Genomic DNA, 15,214 nt, shown 5'->3' with positions numbered 1-15,214 from the left:
AACCGCCGGAACGCGGCGGGATCCCGGAACAACCTCGAACCCCTCTGGAGCAACGGAGCACGATGCTGCACTCACTCGTGGTCGGGCTCGGGCGCGCGGGCGCCGGCCTGCACCTGCGCGTCCTGGCACGGGCCAGGGAACTCGACCGCGACCCGTTCCACCCCGGCGCGATCATCGCCTGCGACCCGGCACCCGCGGCCCGCCGCGTCCCGCCGGGCGTCACCGCCGCCGAGTCCGTCCGCGCCGCCGCCGAACTCGTCCCGCCCGGCCGCACCGTCGTCCACCTGTGCACCCCGCCCACCGGACGCACCGAACTGCTGCGCGAGCTCGCCGAACTCGGCTTCCGCCGCATCATCGTGGAGAAGCCCGTCGCACCCGACCTCACCTCGCTCGCCGAGGTCGAGCGGCTGCGCACCGCGCACGACCTGCGGCTCGCCGTCGTCGCGCACTGGCTGGACGCCGAACTCACCCGCAGGCTCGCCGACCTCGTGCAGCGGGGGCCGCTGGGGTGGCTGCGGGAGATCTCCTTCCGCCAGCACAAACCCCGGTTCACCCACTCCACCGCCACCGGCGGCCACCCGACCGCGTTCGACGTGGAAGTGCCGCACTCGCTCGGCGTGGCGCTGCGGCTGGCCGGGCCCGCCGAGCTCGTCGACGCCGACTGCGCCGACATGCGCTGCGGGGGCGTGGTGCTCCCCGGCATGGGCGGCGCGCGGCTCGCGCTGCGCCACGTCGGCGGCGTCCGCACCGCCATCGACTCCGACCTCACCGCCCCGGTGCGGGAACGCCGCGTGGAGCTGGCGTTCGAGCACGGCAGCGCCGTCGGGCACTACCCGCTCAGCGACCAGGACCACCACGCGCAGCTGACCGTGCACGGCCCCGAGGAGCAGTGGTCGGTCTTCCCCGACGACGCGCTCACCGAGTTCACGCTGCGCGCCTACCGCCGGTTCAAAGCCATCGGACCGGACCCCGAACCCGCCGCCACCGGGCACTTCGCGATCCACCGCGACGTGGTCCGCCTGCTGTGGGCGGCGAAGCAGCACTGCCGGGACCGGACCGGTCCCGCTCGACAGCGGAGGAGGACCGCAGATCATGCAGGATGACCCGCGCCCCCGGCTCGCCGGCATCGGCGACGAAGCCGCCGCGGACCTGACCGGGCAGCTGGCCGCCGTCCGCAGGCTCGGCTGGCGGTCGATCGAACTGCGCACCGTCGACGGCGTCCCGCTCGCGGACCTCGACGAACCCGACCGGCGCCGCACCGCGCGGCAGCTCCGCGCCGCCGAGCTCGACGTGGTGTGCCTCGCCTCGCGCATCGGCAACTGGGCCCGCCCCATCACCGCCCCGTTCGAGGACGACCTGCGCGAACTCGACGTGCTCGCCGAGCAGTGCCGCGAACTCGGCAGCCGCTACGTGCGCATCATGTCCTACCCGAACGACGGGCTCCCCGAACCCGAGTGGGGCGCCCGCGCCCGCGAACGCGTCGCCAAGCTCGCCGAACGCGCCGCCGAGCTCGACGTCGTGCTGCTGCACGAGAACTGCGCCGGGTGGGCCGCCACCGACGCCGACCGCGCCCTGCGGCTGCTCGCCGAAGTCCCGTCGCTGCGGCTGCTGTTCGACACCGGCAACGGCGTCGAGCACGGCTACCACGCCCCGGACCTGCTGCGCCCGCTCATCGGCCACGTGGCGCACGTGCACGTCAAGGACGCCACCGGCTCGCCCGGCGCCGTGATGTACGTGCCACCGGGGGAGGGCGGTTCGCGGGTCGCCGACTGCCTGCGGCTGCTGCTGAACTCCGGCTACGAGGGCGCGTACTCCCTCGAACCGCACCTGGTCGCCCGCCCGCACGACGGGGTGCGCGCCGACGAGACCGCCGCGGACCGGTTCGTCGACGCGGGCCGCGCCCTCGAACGGTTGCTGGGGCGGCTGCGCGCGCCCTACACGGCGGCGGCCGCGCCCGGCCGGGCCTGATGGGCGCCGAACCGCTCGAACCCGGCGACCTCGACCTGCTGGTGGACCTGCTGCGGCTGCCCACCGTCAACCCGCTGGAAGGTGCCGCGCCACCCTCCCGGATGTGGCAGGCGCAGCGGGCCTACGCCGCGGCCGCCGAGCGCATCGGGTTCCGCACCGCGCACCACGCCGCCCCCGAACCCTCGGTGCTGGACCGGGACGACGTGCCGCGCACCGTGCGCGACGCCGCCCGCGACCCGGACTTCCTCGCCGACCAGCCCAGCCTGGTGCTGCGGCTCGGCCCGGAGCTGCCGCCGGAGCGCACCGCCATGTTCAACGTGCACCTGGACACCGTCGCCGGGCTCGAACCCGTCACCCGCACCGCGGACCGGATCACCGGGCGCGGCGCCATCGACGCGAAGGGCCCGGCCGTGGCGCTGCTGGCCGGGATCCGCGCCGCCCGCGTCGCGAACCCCGAGCTCGGCCGCGACGTCGGGGTCCTCGTGCACGCCGTCTCCGGCGAGGAGGGCGGCGCGATGGGCACCTACGGCACCCGGCCGCTGGTCGAAGCCGGCCACTTCGGGGCGCTCAACGTGTTCTGCGAACCCACCGGGCTGCGCTACCTGCCCCGGTCCACCGCCTCGATGACGGCGCGGATCCGGGTCGACGGGCACGGCGCCATCGACGACGAACCCGCCGCGGGGCACAACGCGACGGTCCTGCTCGGGTTCCTCGCCCAGCACCTCGCCCGCACCCTCGACCCGCGGGACCGGCCGGGTCGCTGCTGCATCGCGGGCCTGCGCACCGGCGACCGGCACAACCGCGTCTACGGCAGCGGTGGCCTGCTGCTCAACCTGTCCTACGCCACCGCGCCCGAAGGTGCCGCCGCCGAGCGCGCGCTGGAGGACGCGGTGCGCGACGGCATCCGCGAATTCACCGGGACGTTCGCGTCCACCAGGGAGTTCGCCCGCACCGCGGCGCAGGCCGCCGCCATCACGCGCGTCGACTGGCTCAAGCGCGGACTGCCCTGCCTGCACGAGCAGGGGGACGCCGGCGAGCTGTTCGCCGCAGCGGGGATCCGGCGGTGGCCCGACGAGCTGCCCGCGTTCACCTGCGACGCCATCTGGATGCACGGCATCCCCGACACCCGCACCGCCGTGCTCGGCCCCGGATCGCTGGAGGCGAACCACGCGCACGCCGAAGGCGAGTACGCCGACGTCGCCGAACTCCGCGGCTTCGCCCGAGCGGTCGCGGCGGTGCTCACCGAGTTCACCAGGCGGCACCACGGCGGTGCCGGGAAGGAGATCACCTGATGACGCTGCTGCCGGAGATCGCACACTCCGGGGAACGAACCACGGTGTCCTACGCGCGACTGCACGCGTTCACCGCCCGGCTGTTCGCCGAGCACGGGATACCGGATCACCGGGCGCACCTGGCCGCGGAAGCGCTGTGCCACGGGGATCTGTGCGGATTCGACTCGCACGGCCTGTTCAACCTCACCCGGCTCTACCTGCCGCTGCTGCGGTCCGGCCGGGTCGACCCCACCGCGGAACCCACCACGCGGATCGACCTCGGCGCCTGCGCCGTGCTCGACGCCCATCGCGCCCTCGGCCTGTGGACCGCGGCGGAGGCCGTCGACGCGGCCGCGCACCGCGCGCTGGAGCACGGCGTCGGCCTCGTGCCGGTGCGCGGCGGCACGCACTTCGGTTGCGCCGGGTTCCACGCCGCGCGCGCCGCCGAACGCGGGCTCGTGGGCATCGTCGCCAGCAACTGCGGTTCGCAGCGGATCGCCCGCCCGCCGCTGGGCGCGCTCGCCATGCTCGGCACCAACCCGATCAGCGTCGCCGCCCCCGCCCTCGACGGCCACCCGTTCGTGCTGGACATGAGCACCACCACCGTTCCCACCGGCAAGGTCCGGGTAGCCGCCTCGGACGGGGAACGCGTCCCGCCCGGTTGGCTCGCCGACGACACCGGGAACCCCGTCACCGACCCGGCCGCGTTCGACCGCGGCGAGGCACACCTGCGCTGGCTCGGCGGCGAACCGGCCACCGGTGCGCACAAGGGCTTCGGCCTCGGGCTCGTCGTGGAAGTGCTCTCCGCGCTGCTGTCCGGCGCCGGCGTCGGGCCCGCCCCGGCGGCGCTGGACGGTGACGGCGGACCGCACGGGCGCGACGACGACATCGGCTACTTCGTGCTCGTGCTGGCCCCCGACCTGCTGCGCCCCGGCGGGGCGTTCGCCGCGGACGCGCGGAGCCTGTTCGGCACGCTGCTGGACTGCCCGGCCGCGGCGGGCGAACCGGTGCGCTACCCCGGTTGGCACGAGGCGGAACGCGCCGCGCGGCGCCGCCGGGACGGAGTACCGCTGCGCGCCTCGGTGCACCGCGAACTCGTCGAGCTGGGCCTCGACGAGTCCGATGTGGACGGAGGTGCGCGCTGATGGCCGCGGAACCGCGCCGCGCCGCCGTGATCGGCCTCGGCACCATCGCCCGGTTCTACCTCGCCGCGCTGGACGCGCTGCCCGGCTGGGAACTCGTCGCAGTCTGCGACGTGGACGAGGCCGCACTGGCACCGCACCGCGGGCGGATACCCGTGTTCCACGACCACCGCGAGCTGCTGGCCGCGAGCGCGCCGGACGCGGTCGTCGTGGTGGTCCCCAACGACGTGCACGCGGAGATCAGCCGCGACGCGCTGCGGGCCGGCGTGCCGGTGTGCGTGGAGAAACCGCTCGCCGTGGACCTCGTCGACGCGCGGGCGCTCACCGGGCTCGCCTCGGTCACCGCGCCGCTGTTCACCGCGTTCCACCGCCGCTACAACGACAACGTGCTGCGCCTGCGCGACGAGCTCGCCGGGCACGGGCCCATCGAAGGGTTGACCGTGCGCTACCTCGAACGCATCGAGGAGCACATCGGCGGCGACACCTGGTACCTCGACCCGGAGCGCTGCGGTGGCGGTTGCGTCGCCGACAACGGCCCGAACGCGTTCGACCTGGTGCGGCTCTTCCTCGGCGACGTCGAACCGGCCGCGGTCACCGTGCACCGCGACGGCGCGGGCCTCGACCGGCAGGCGGTGGTCGAACTGCGCTCCGCCACCGGGGTGCCCGCCGTCGTCGAACTCGACTGGTCGCATCCCGGTGAGACCAAGGACGTCGAGATCCGCTGCGCGGACGGCACCACGCACCGCGCCGACATGCTGCACGGCCACCACGGGTTCAAGTCCTCGCTGTGGCACGAGTACGAAGGCGTCCTCACCGACTTCGCCGCCGTGCTCGATGCGGGCAACACCGCCGCGGACCGGCGCCCCGACGGCGGGCTGCCCGCGCTGGAGCTGGTCGACGCGGTCTACCGCGTGGAATTCCTGGACACCGCCGCGAACGAGGAGGGCTCGCCGTGAACCCGCACGAGGACGGCCGCAAGCGCGGCCTGCACGCCACCGTGGTGAAGGTGCTGCGGCACCGCCGGACCGAACGGGGCATGTCCCTGGAACCGCACGCCAGCCGGTGCATCCGGGCGGGCGAGGTGCACGAGCTCGTCACCACCGACCACGTCGAGACCGCGCCGGGCGCCCGCGTGGACCGGGTCGGGTTCCTCGGCTTCGCCGAGTTCGGCTGCGCCGGCGTCCTCGACCGCGGGGACGAGCTGCGCATCGGCGGCCGGGTGATCGGCACCGTGCTCGGCTTCGACGCCTGCCACCACCCCAACCACTACAACGTGCTGGTGCGCACCGAGGCGCCGTGGACCGGCGAGGAGCTGGACCTGTTCCCGGAACAGCTGCTCACCTTCGAGCAGGCGGCGCTGACCGCCCGCCTGGGAAGTGCCGTCGGGTAGTACCCGCGCAGGTCCGCACCGTCGGCGGAAGACATCCGGCGAGGATCGGGCGAACAGCGGCCGGTGACCATTCCGCGAGGGGAGGGTGGTCACCGGCCGCTTCCGCGTGGGCGGGTCAGCCCAGCAGCTCGACGTCCGACCGTCCGAAGTGGAAGTCCCGCACGGCGCTGAGCAGCTCGGCCACCGAGAGCTCGCCGTCGCCGTTGGTGTCGATGTCGACGAACGCGGCGGCCGCCTGCGAGCGGTCCACGCCGACCGCGGTCAGCCAGGACGCGAACTCGCCCGCGTCGATGACGCCGTCGTTGTTCCGGTCGCAGAGGCCGACGATGCCCTGCACCACCGGGCCGAGGACGCGGTCGAAGTCGGCCTCGCCGCCTTCGGTGACCATCCCTTCGGCCACCTGGAGGAACTGCTCCTCCGACAGCGAGCCGGCCGGGGTCTGCCCGGCGCGGGTCGCCAAGTGGTCGAACAGGGTGGTGAACGCCGCGCGCAGCTCCTCGGCCTGGGGGCTCTGGGCGTCCGCCCCGAACGCGCGCACGACGTTCTCGGCTTCCTGGACGAAGTCGGAGCGCTCCAGGCTGCCGCTGCCGTCCAGGTCCCACTTGGCGAAGCGCTTGCGCAGGCGGTCGTTCGCGATAGCCGTGGTCATGGCCATCCTCCTCGATGTGTGTGGGTGATTCGGTGTTCCGCCCGCCCCGTGGAACCGGGGTGGACGGCCCGCGCGGAGCCGCAGCGCCGCGCAAGTCTTCTCGGTGTCCGACCGGTGGAACCGGTCGTGCGTCAGAGCAGCGTCACCGCGGTCCCGGCGGACTTCCCCCGGGTGTCCAGCAGCAGGCAGCCCGACGAGGAGAGCTCGACGAGGTCGTAGCAGGAGTGGTCTTGCAGCAGGATCACCAGGTCCGCGCTGGTCAGCGCCTCCGCGAGCCGCAGCGTCCGCGGGATCGGATGTCCGTCCACCCGGAACTCGGCGACCCCCGGGTCGTGGTAGGACACCTCGGCGGCCTGGGCGAGCAGTCCCCGGGTGATCGGGTAGGCCGGGGACTCGCGGGTGTCGGCGACGTCCCGCTTGTAGGCGACGCCCAGCAACAGCACCCGCGACCCGGACAGCATCCGCCCGCGCCCGCCGAGCAGTTCCGCGGCGCGCAGCACCACGTGCGACGGCATCCGCTCGTTCACCGCGCGCGCCGCGGACAGCGTGCCGAAGGTGAACCCGGCGCTGCGGGCCTTGCTCTCCAGGTAGCGCGGGTCCACCGGAATGCAGTGCCCGCCGACGCCCGGACCGGGCTGGAACGGGGCGAACCCGAACGGCTTGGTGCCGGCGCAGTGCAGCACGTCCCACACGTCGATGCCCATCCGGTCGCAGAACAGCGCGACCTCGTTGACGAGCGCGATGTTCACGTACCGGTAGCTGTTCTCCAGCAGCTTCGCCATCTCGGCCTCCCTGGTCCCGCGGGAGATGACGAGGGAGTCCACGAAACGGCCGTAGAACGCGACGCCGTACTTGGCGCACAGCGGTGTGCAACCGCTGATGATCTTCGGGGTGTTCTGCACGGCGAACCGCTCGTTGCCCGGGTCGATCCGCTCCGGGGAGTAGACGAGGTGGAAGTCCTCGCCGACCCGCAGCCCGCTGCCGCGTTCCAGGATGGGGCGGACGACCTCTTCGGTGGTGCCGGGGTGGCTGGTGGACTCCAGCACCACCAGCGCTCCCGGACGCAGCCGCGGTGCGGCGGTGTGCGCCGCGGCCCGCACCGCGCTCAGGTCCGGTTCCCCGGCCTCGGACAACCCGGTCGGCACGCAGAGCACGATCGTGTCCGCGGTCGCCAGCACGTCCGCAGCGGTGGTCGCGGTGAACCCGGCGGCGATCATCTCGGCGATGGTCGCGTCCGGCACGTCCCCGACGTGGGAGCGGCCGGCGCCGAGCCCCGCCACCACCTCCGCCGACACGTCCAGGCCGATGGTGCGCAACCCGGCCGCGCAGGCGGCGGCGGCCAGCGGCAGGCCGACGTAGCCGAGCCCGACCACGACGAGATCCGCGGACGGGCTCCCGGTTCTTCGGTCGTGCCCGGCGCCCGCGGCGAACCCGCCGGTCACGCCGAGAAGCTGCCGGTGCCGGGCGGGACGTGCGCGCCGTGGCCCGGCGGGACGACGAGGCTCGGCGACAGGCAGAACGGGTCGCCGTGCACGCGCACCGGGCCGTCGGTCTCGTTGATCAGGACGTGCGCCGTCGGCGGTGCCTTGGTGCAGCCGCTGGGCGCTTCGTAGGTCTGGACCGGCTCGGCCTCGGTGCTGAACACCAGCACCCGCCCGGAGGTGGCGGCGGTGGCGGTGCCCGCGGGGAGCGCGGTGGCGAGCACCGCGGCGGCCGTGAGCAGCAGTCGTGCGTTCCTGTGCATCCGTTCGTTCCTGTTCGCAGTCGACGTGGTGCCTCCGGCGGGGCCGGGAGCGGGGGAGAGCTGGTTCGTGCCCCGGGATCACTTGCTCGGGCGGGTGGCGGAGGACAGCGCGCCGATGCTGACCATCATCACCAGCACGCCGAGCACGGCGATGAATCCGGCGGTCGGAGCGGGGGATTCGCGCGGCCCGGCGGAATCGGCGAGCTCCCGGACGGGCGGGTCGAGCGGGGGTGGTTCCGGGCGCGCGGCGGGCCGCGGTGGTTCCGCGGCGGGCGCCGGTGCGGCCGGTGGTGCCGCCGGTGTTGGCAGCACCAGCGTCGCGTCGGCCGCGGTGACCTCACCGGCCAGCGACCGAGCGGTGACGGCCAGGCGCACGACCTCGCCGGGCCGCGCCGGGCAGGTGTAGGTGACCTCCTCGCCCGGTTCGAGCGCGTCGAACGAGCGGCGGCAGGCCGGTGGTTCGCCGGTGACCGCCACGTCCAGCAACCGGACGGCGGAGGTGTTGCGCACCCGCACCGGCACCGAGCCGTTCCGGGCGGGGAGGATGTCCAGCGCGACCGAGGGCCTGGCCGGTGCGGGTGGTGCCGGGGGCGGCGCCGGTCGCACCACCTCCGCGGTGGCGCGGGCGGTGGCGGCGAACCCGGTGTGCGTCATGCCGACCGCCCTGGCCGCGACCCGGCCGCTCGTCGGCGCGGTTCCGGCGCAGGTGACGGTGCGGGAGTCGCCGGGGCGGAGCCGCCCGAGGACGTCGTGGCAGGGCCCCGAACCGAGGCTGACCACGATGCCGAACAGCGCGGCGTCGCCGGTGTTGGCGACGACGGCGCTCTGGGTGAGCGGGTCGCCCGGGTGCGCGCTGCGCGGATCGGTGCGGGTGCTCAGCGACAGCGCCGGGTGCTCGACGGGCCAGCCGGGGATGGTCCCGCCGGCTTCCCCGTCGTCCGGGACCCGGGGGACGTCCACCCCGCCCGGGACCGCAGCCGCGTCCTGCCGAGGCGGGACGTACGCGGACGTGAGCAGCGGGGCGAGCAGCACCAGCCCGCAGCAGGACAGCACCGCGGAGCGCGGCGGCCGGCTCCCGCCCGCCGTGCGGGCGCGGAACCGGTTCGGGACGGAACGCGGACGCGACATCTCACCTCCTCGTGCTTCGTGGAATGCGTGAATTCGACCAGCGGGAACGCGGGGCCTTATCGGTGGTCGCGGAAAACCGTAGCACTCGGAATTCGCGGTCCCGGCCGATCCGTGGAAAGTCCACAATGGTCGATGTGGCGGGTTGACCAGCGGCTACGCGCATTCGCTCGCGAAGGGTTCGGAATTGGAAACCGCCATTGCCGATCCGGGTGATCGTTCAAGATCACCCCATTCGGTGATTTTCCGCCCCGGCGCTGGAAACTTCCTCCTTTCAACGGGGTTCGGCGGGTAGGGTTCTTCGCGGCGGACCGAGGGGGCGGCCTGCTTCCCGCCTCGATCCCGGGTCCGACGTCGCGCGCGGTTCACCGATGGCACCGCGCGACCGAATTCGCCCCATTCCGAACATTCCGCGGGCGTGTCCGCGCCCGTCCGCGCAGTCAGAACGGATACCTCGTGATCTACCTCGGATTTCTGGCCCTCGTGCTGCTCACCGCGGCCGTGGGCGCGGTGACGCTGCTCGGCGCCCGTCGCGCAGCCGTCGCGGCCGGTGACTCCGACTCGGATTCGCAGTCGTTCGTCGGCGGCGTGCTGAACGCGCTGTTCACCGTGGTCCTCGCGTTCTACATCGTGTTCGCCTGGCAGAACGGCGACGACGTGGAGAAGGCGGCGCAGCAGGAGGTCAACGCGCTCAGCGACGTGCACTGGCAGGTCGCCGCGGTGCCCGCGGAGCAGGCCACCGCGCTGCGCTCGCTGGCCGAGCAGTACGCCGCCCGGGTCGCCGAGCACGAGTGGCCGTCCCTGGACCAGGGGCGGCCCGATGCGCAGGTGGACCGGCTGATCGACGGGATGCGGGCGGAGGCGATCGCGCTGCCCGCGGACACCGAGGTGCTGAAGTCCGCCCGCGAGCAGGTGCTCACCGACCTGCGCCAGATCGACGAGGCCCACCGGGAGCGGGTCGACATCTCCACCGACGACCAGCGGTTCAACCTGGTGCTGCTGGCGGGCAGCGTGCTCGGCGCGGTGCTGATGATCGCGTTCCCGCTGCTGGTGGGGTTGAGCGCCCGACCCGCCAACGTCGCGACGATGGTGCTGCTCACCTTGACCCTCGGATTCACCCTCTACCTCTCGGTGCAACTGATGCATCCATTGCACGGCCCATTCGGGGTTGATGCGGATGCATTCCGCACGTTCCTCGAATCATTGCCCGCCGGTTCGAGTCCGGCCGAATGAGCCGCGCGCACCGCGCGAGTCCGGTCACAGGAGAATGATGGGGGTCATGGTGCATGTCGTGCTGAACCGTCGACGAGGATCGCGTTCCGGTTCGCGGAATTCGAGCCGGGCGGTGTCGCCACGATCGGACTGGGCGGCGGAAGCCGACCGAGTGGTGCGTGAATTCCAGGCCGGTGCGACCGCGGATCCGGGGGAGCTCCGGAAATCTTTATGCTGGTTGTTCGAGCACGTGGCGGGCGCCGCGGGATCTGGAACGGCCATCGGTCGCGAACGGTTCCACCAGGCGTGCGAGGCTGTGCTGTTCGAGCAGGGCGAGGCCGCGTTCGACCGGATGCTCACCCCGGTGCTGCGCGCGCTGCTCGCCGCGGGGCCCGGTGCGGCGTCCGGGACGCTGCCGCGCCACGACCTCCTCCGCTGGCTGCGCGCGCTCGGCGTGGAGCAGGCCGCCGCCGTCCGCGCCTGCGATCGCGCCCGCCCGGGCGATCTCCACCACTTCACCCTGCAAGACGTACTGCGCGCCGTCCGCGCCCACCACATGCACCCGCCGGCACCTCGGCGCTGACCGTCCGGGGTTCGGCTCAGCAGGGTTCGTACTGGTGCTCCGGCCTGCCGCTCGCTCCGTACCGCAACGTCATCGTCGCCTTCCCCTCCTGCGCGAGTCCGGCGAGGTAGCGCTGCGCGGTGGCGCGGGCGATGCCGAGCTCGTCGGCGATCTCGGAGGCCGACCGCGGCCCGTCGGCCGCGCGCAACGCGTCCGTGATCAGCTTGGTGGTGATGGAGGACTGCCCCTTCGGGGTGCTCGGCCGGTCCCCGTCGCGCAGCGAGCGCATGGCCCGGTCGATCTCGGCCTGGTCCACCGGCTCGTCGCCCGCCGGGAGCCGGGACCGGTAGTGCGCGTACGCGGTGAGCCGGTCCTTGAGCTGGTGTGCGGTGAACGGTTTCACCAGGTAGTTCAGCGCTCCGGCGGACAGCGCGGCGCGCACCGTGGCCGGGTCCGAGGCGGCGGTGAGCATGATCGCGTCGACGTCCAGTTCGGCGAGCAGGCCCACGCCGGGACCGTCCGGCAGGTAGTTGTCCAGCAGTACGAGCTCGGGCCGGTGCTCGGCGATGAGGTCGCGGGCTTCGGCGGCGGAGTGCGCGATGCCGACGGTGCGGAAGCCGCGCACCCGGTCGGTGAACTCGGCGTGCACCTGCGCGACGCGGAAGTCGTCTTCGACGACGAGGACCCGGATCATCGGTTCGCCTCCTGTTCGGTGGTTTCGGCGGACTCGGCGGACTCGGCGGACTCGGCGGGATCGGCGGGTTCGGCGAGGGCGCCGGGCAGCCGGGCGACGAACAGCGCGCCGTGCGCACCGCCGCCGGGGTCGGCGAGCCGGACCTCGCCGCCGAGGGCGCGGGCCGCTTGCCGGGCGAGGGCCAGCCCGATGCCGTGCCCCTCGCCGTCCTTGCTGGTGCTGCCCTCGGTGAACACCTCGGCGCGCAGCGCGGCGGGCACGCCGTCCCCGGTGTCGAGCACGGACAGGTGCAGGGTGCTGCCGTCGGAGAGCAGGTCCACGTCGACCCGGGCGGGCCGGGCGGCGCCCGCGCGGGCCGCGTCGCAGGCGTTGTCGACGAGGTTGCCGAGCACGGTGGTGACTTCGACGGGCGCGGTGACGGCGGTGGCGACCCAGCTGGTCTCGCCGAGCTCCAGGGCCACCTCCTTCTCGGCGGCGGCGGCCTTCTTCGCGCCGAGGAACGACACCAGGTGCGAGTCCCGCACGGCGTCGGCGGCGGGCCCGAGCCCCGCGATGGAGCCCTGGAACAGGGCGTGCAGGTAGTCCTCCGCTTCCTGCCGGTGCCCGGTCTGCAGCAGTCCGGACAGCGCGTGCAGCCGGTTGGTGAACTCGTGGCGCTGGGCGCGCAGCACGTCGGCGGTGCCGCGGACCGATTCGAGCTCGCGGGTGAGCTTGTCCAGGTCGGTGCGGTCCCGCAGGGTGACGACGCCGCCGAGGTCGGTGCCGTCGCGGCGCACCGGGCGGTGGTGGGCGACGAGCACCCGGTCGGCGGTGACGGTGATGAGGTTGTCCACGGCCCGGTGGTCGAGCAGCGCGGCCCGCAGCCGCGGCGGCAGGTCGAGTTCACCGACCGGGGTGCCGGGTTCGACGGCGTGGCCGAGCAGCCGTTCGGTCTCGGCGTTGCGGAACGTGACCCGGTCGTCGGCGTCGACGGCGAGCACCCCTTCGCCGATGCCGTAGAGCACCGCTTCGCGCTGCCGGACGAGTTCGGTGAGCTCGTGCGGTTCGAGGCCGAGCGTGCGCCGCTTGAGCAGCCTGGTGAGCAGCGCGGAGCCGGCGACGCCGAGCAGCAGCGCGCCGGCGGCGACCGCGGCGGAGGTGCCGAGCAGCCGCAGGAAGGTGGTGTGGATCTGCCGGGCGTCGAAGCCGACGCTGACCTGCCCGACGATGCGGCCGTCGGTGGTGCGCAGCGGGACCTTGCCGCGCGCGGACCAGCCGAGGGTGCCGCGCTGCACGTCCACCACTTCCCGGCCGGCGAGGGCTTGCGGGTCGGTGCTGACCGGGTCGCCGATCTGCTCGGGGTCGGGGTGGGCGAGCCGCACGCCGCGGTCGTCGGTGACGACGATGAACAGCGCCCCGGTGGCGTCGCGGACGCGTTCGGCCTTGGTGGCGACCCGGGGGTGCCGGGCCGGGTCGGCGACGGCGGCGGCGAGGTCGTCGTCGGCGGCGACGGAGCGGGCCACGCCGAGGGCGCGCTGCCCGTACTGGTCGACGAGGCTGCGGTCGAGCAGGGTCGCGGCGACCGCGAAACCCACGCCGGTGATCAGGACGACGAGCCCGATCTGCAACGCGAGCACCTGCCGGGCGAACCGCATGGGGCGGCGGGACATGGCGCGACCCTACCCAGCCGTTTCGCCCGGCCCGGGCCGCGGCGCGGGTGCGGGTGAGCAGAACGCGCAGAACGCGCGCAACGCGGGCTAGGCGTACAAGGTCGTTAACCCTCCCGTCACGGGCGTGCGGCACCTACGGTTCCGCGAAATGGAACAACGGTGTTACGTGGGCCACGTCGTGGTTCGAAGGGGGGTAGTGCGGTGATCGCGTTGCTCGGTTTGGCGATGGTGTCGGTCTTCCTCTACCTGGTCATGAGCAAGCGGTTGGCGCCGATGGTGGCGCTGATCGTGATCCCGGCGATCTTCGCGGTGATCGCGGGTTTCGCGCCGGACCTGGGTGAGATGGTCACCGACGGCATCACGTCGCTGGCGCCGACCGCGGCGATGCTGATGTTCGCCATCCTCTACTTCGGCATCATGATCGACGCGGGGTTGTTCGACCCGGTGGCGCGGGCGGTCGTCCGGCTCACCGGGGACGACCCGCTGAAGCTGATCGTGGGGACGGTGGTGCTGGTCGCCGTGGTCTCGCTGGACGGCGACGGCACGACCACCTTCATGATCACGGTGTCGGCGCTGCTGCCGATCTACCGCAAGCTCGGGGTGAGCCCGGTGCTGATGACGGGGTTGGCGTGCATGACGAACGCGGTGCTGAACGTGGTGCCGTGGGGTGGTCCGGCCGCGCGGGCGGCGAGCGTGCTGCGGCTGGATCCGCAGGAGATGTTCGTGCCGATGATCCCGGCGCTCGGTGCCGGCCTGGTGACGGTGTTCGTCATCGCCTACGTGCTGGGGCTGCGGGAGCGGGCGAAGCTGCGGGCGCGCACCGCGGAGCCGGTCCTGGCCGGGGTCGGCGCGGGCGGCGGAGGGTCGGCGGAGTCCGGTGGCACCGGTGCCGAGGACGGCGGCGACTTCGACGTGCTGCACCCGGACCGGGAGAGCCTGCGTCCGCGGCTGCTCTGGTTCAACGCGGCGCTGACGGTGGCGCTGCTGGTCGCGTTGATCTCCGGGGTGCTGCCGATCGCGGTGCTGTTCATGATCGGGACCGGGATCGCGCTGATCGTGAACTACCCGAGCATCAAGGAGCAGGCGGCGCGCATCGCCTCGCACGCGGACAGCGTGGTCGCGGTGGTGTCGATGGTGTTCGCGGCGGCCGTGTTCACCGGGGTGCTCTCGGGCAGCGGGATGATCGAGCAGATGGCGCAGTACCTGCTGCACGGCATGCCGGACGCGCTGTTCCCGTACTTCAGCGTGGTGATCGCGGTGCTGAGCATCCCGTTCACGTTCTTCATGAGCAACGACGCGTTCTACTTCGGCGTGGTGCCGATCCTGGCGGAGACGGCCGCGCAGCACGGCATCTCGGCGATGGAGGTGGCGCGGGCGTCGCTGCTGGGCCAGCCGATCCACATGTTGAGCCCGCTGGTGCCCGCGATGTACGTGCTGATCGGGTTGGCGAAGGTGGACTTGGGCGACCAGCACCGGTTCGCGATCAAGTGGGCGTTGCTGGTGTCGCTCGTGGTGATCGCCGCGGGCTTCGCCTTGGGGCTCATCGCGATCCACTGACGCGCCGGTCGCCACCGGTGGACCTCCGCGCGGCAGTCGGTTCCGGGGAGGAGCCCTGCTGCCGCGCGGGATCCGCCACCGCGCCGCCGAGCGTGGCGCGGCCGATCGTTTACCGAGTGGGGGGGGGCCCCCGGGGCGCCCCCCCCCGGGCCCCGGGGGGGGGGGGCCCCCGGGGGGGGGGTGGCGGCGGGGGGGGGGGGGGGGCGGGGCCGGGGGGGGGGGGGGGGCCGGAGGATTTTGAGACACGGGAG

General features: G+C 73.6%; 15 protein-coding genes. 9 read left to right on the top strand and 6 right to left on the bottom strand.

Annotated elements, in window-relative coordinates:
- The first annotated feature begins 62 nt into the window (after positions 1-62).
- Genes LCD35_RS07050 through LCD35_RS07025 form a run of 6 tightly spaced genes read left to right on the top strand, consistent with a single transcriptional unit; the run spans position 63 to position 5,771 of the window.
- The gene (locus tag LCD35_RS07050; protein WP_224966831.1) at positions 63-1,103 is read left to right on the top strand and encodes a Gfo/Idh/MocA family oxidoreductase; all 1,041 of its coding nucleotides are present in this window, start codon (positions 63-65) and stop codon (positions 1,101-1,103) included.
- Positions 1,093-1,968 carry a sugar phosphate isomerase/epimerase gene (locus tag LCD35_RS07045; protein WP_225043919.1) on the top strand — a complete coding sequence of 292 codons (876 nt, stop codon included), beginning with the start codon at positions 1,093-1,095 and terminating at the stop codon, positions 1,966-1,968. Before LCD35_RS07050 ends, LCD35_RS07045 begins: the two co-directional genes overlap by 11 nt.
- The gene (locus tag LCD35_RS07040) at positions 1,968-3,260 is read left to right on the top strand and encodes a M20/M25/M40 family metallo-hydrolase (protein ID WP_224955694.1); all 1,293 of its coding nucleotides are present in this window, start codon (positions 1,968-1,970) and stop codon (positions 3,258-3,260) included. Before LCD35_RS07045 ends, LCD35_RS07040 begins: the two co-directional genes overlap by 1 nt.
- Positions 3,260-4,384, top strand: coding sequence for an Ldh family oxidoreductase (locus LCD35_RS07035; protein WP_225043918.1), 1,125 nt, complete (start codon positions 3,260-3,262; stop codon positions 4,382-4,384). Before LCD35_RS07040 ends, LCD35_RS07035 begins: the two co-directional genes overlap by 1 nt.
- A complete protein-coding gene (locus LCD35_RS07030; protein WP_224955692.1) occupies positions 4,384-5,337 on the top strand; it encodes a Gfo/Idh/MocA family protein in 954 nt (317 codons plus the stop codon). The genes LCD35_RS07035 and LCD35_RS07030 overlap by 1 nt, the downstream gene beginning before the upstream one ends.
- Positions 5,334-5,771, top strand: coding sequence for a hypothetical protein (locus LCD35_RS07025; RefSeq protein WP_224955691.1), 438 nt, complete (start codon positions 5,334-5,336; stop codon positions 5,769-5,771). The genes LCD35_RS07030 and LCD35_RS07025 overlap by 4 nt, the downstream gene beginning before the upstream one ends.
- A 115-nt stretch (positions 5,772-5,886) precedes the next feature.
- Here LCD35_RS07025 and LCD35_RS07020 read toward each other — a convergent pair whose 3' ends face one another.
- From LCD35_RS07020 to LCD35_RS07005, 4 genes are all read right to left on the bottom strand, one after another.
- Entirely contained in the window at positions 5,887-6,420 is a 534-nt protein-coding gene (locus tag LCD35_RS07020; protein WP_224955690.1) for an EF-hand domain-containing protein, read from the bottom strand.
- Positions 6,421-6,551: 131 nt separating this feature from the next.
- Complete coding sequence (locus LCD35_RS07015) at positions 6,552-7,862, bottom strand: nucleotide sugar dehydrogenase (protein ID WP_225043917.1); 1,311 nt, start codon at positions 7,860-7,862, stop codon at positions 6,552-6,554.
- Positions 7,859-8,164, bottom strand: a complete 306-nt coding sequence (locus LCD35_RS07010; protein ID WP_225043916.1) for a hypothetical protein — start codon at positions 8,162-8,164, stop codon at positions 7,859-7,861. Before LCD35_RS07010 ends, LCD35_RS07015 begins: the two co-directional genes overlap by 4 nt.
- 78 nt (positions 8,165-8,242) lie before the next feature.
- Positions 8,243-9,292, bottom strand: a complete 1,050-nt coding sequence (locus tag LCD35_RS07005) for a hypothetical protein (RefSeq protein ID WP_224955687.1) — start codon at positions 9,290-9,292, stop codon at positions 8,243-8,245.
- Between the two features lie 453 nt (positions 9,293-9,745).
- On the opposite strand from LCD35_RS07005, the gene LCD35_RS07000 reads away from it, so the two are divergent.
- Positions 9,746-10,522, top strand: coding sequence for a DUF4239 domain-containing protein (locus tag LCD35_RS07000; protein WP_224955686.1), 777 nt, complete (start codon positions 9,746-9,748; stop codon positions 10,520-10,522).
- Positions 10,523-10,673: 151 nt separating this feature from the next.
- A complete protein-coding gene (locus tag LCD35_RS06995; protein ID WP_225043915.1) occupies positions 10,674-11,084 on the top strand; it encodes a hypothetical protein in 411 nt (136 codons plus the stop codon).
- Between the two features lie 16 nt (positions 11,085-11,100).
- Here the strand turns inward: LCD35_RS06995 and LCD35_RS06990 are convergent, their stop codons facing one another.
- Positions 11,101-11,757 carry a response regulator gene (locus LCD35_RS06990; RefSeq protein ID WP_224955684.1) on the bottom strand — a complete coding sequence of 219 codons (657 nt, stop codon included), beginning with the start codon at positions 11,755-11,757 and terminating at the stop codon, positions 11,101-11,103.
- Positions 11,754-13,406, bottom strand: a complete 1,653-nt coding sequence (locus LCD35_RS06985) for an ATP-binding protein (RefSeq protein ID WP_224977778.1) — start codon at positions 13,404-13,406, stop codon at positions 11,754-11,756. The genes LCD35_RS06990 and LCD35_RS06985 overlap by 4 nt, the downstream gene beginning before the upstream one ends.
- Positions 13,407-13,607: 201 nt before the next feature.
- Between LCD35_RS06985 and LCD35_RS06980 the strand changes: the two genes are divergently transcribed.
- Positions 13,608-14,963, top strand: coding sequence for a CitMHS family transporter (locus LCD35_RS06980; RefSeq protein ID WP_224955682.1), 1,356 nt, complete (start codon positions 13,608-13,610; stop codon positions 14,961-14,963).
- The last annotated feature ends 251 nt before the right edge of the window (positions 14,964-15,214 follow it).

The sequence above is a fragment of the Saccharopolyspora sp. 6V genome (assembly GCF_020176785.1).
GTDB classification, from domain to species: domain Bacteria; phylum Actinomycetota; class Actinomycetes; order Mycobacteriales; family Pseudonocardiaceae; genus Saccharopolyspora_C; species Saccharopolyspora_C gregorii.
Note: the sequence above shows the minus strand (reverse complement) of the source record. Positions and strands in the feature narration are given on the sequence as shown.

Bases quoted from the DNA above. Each gene is read 5' to 3' on its own strand.
- LCD35_RS07020 (WP_224955690.1), bottom strand. From the start codon at position 6,420: ATGACCACGGCTATCGCGAACGACCGCCTGCGCAAGCGCTTCGCCAAG.
- LCD35_RS07035 (WP_225043918.1), top strand. From the start codon at position 3,260: ATGACGCTGCTGCCGGAGATCGCACACTCCGGGGAACGAACCACGGTG.
- LCD35_RS06990 (WP_224955684.1), bottom strand. From the start codon at position 11,757: ATGATCCGGGTCCTCGTCGTCGAAGACGACTTCCGCGTCGCGCAGGTG.
- LCD35_RS07005 (WP_224955687.1), bottom strand. From the start codon at position 9,292: ATGTCGCGTCCGCGTTCCGTCCCGAACCGGTTCCGCGCCCGCACGGCG.
- LCD35_RS07040 (WP_224955694.1), top strand. From the start codon at position 1,968: ATGGGCGCCGAACCGCTCGAACCCGGCGACCTCGACCTGCTGGTGGAC.
- LCD35_RS06985 (WP_224977778.1), bottom strand. From the start codon at position 13,406: ATGTCCCGCCGCCCCATGCGGTTCGCCCGGCAGGTGCTCGCGTTGCAG.
- LCD35_RS07010 (WP_225043916.1), bottom strand. From the start codon at position 8,164: ATGCACAGGAACGCACGACTGCTGCTCACGGCCGCCGCGGTGCTCGCC.
- LCD35_RS07030 (WP_224955692.1), top strand. From the start codon at position 4,384: ATGGCCGCGGAACCGCGCCGCGCCGCCGTGATCGGCCTCGGCACCATC.
- LCD35_RS07045 (WP_225043919.1), top strand. From the start codon at position 1,093: ATGCAGGATGACCCGCGCCCCCGGCTCGCCGGCATCGGCGACGAAGCC.
- LCD35_RS07050 (WP_224966831.1), top strand. From the start codon at position 63: ATGCTGCACTCACTCGTGGTCGGGCTCGGGCGCGCGGGCGCCGGCCTG.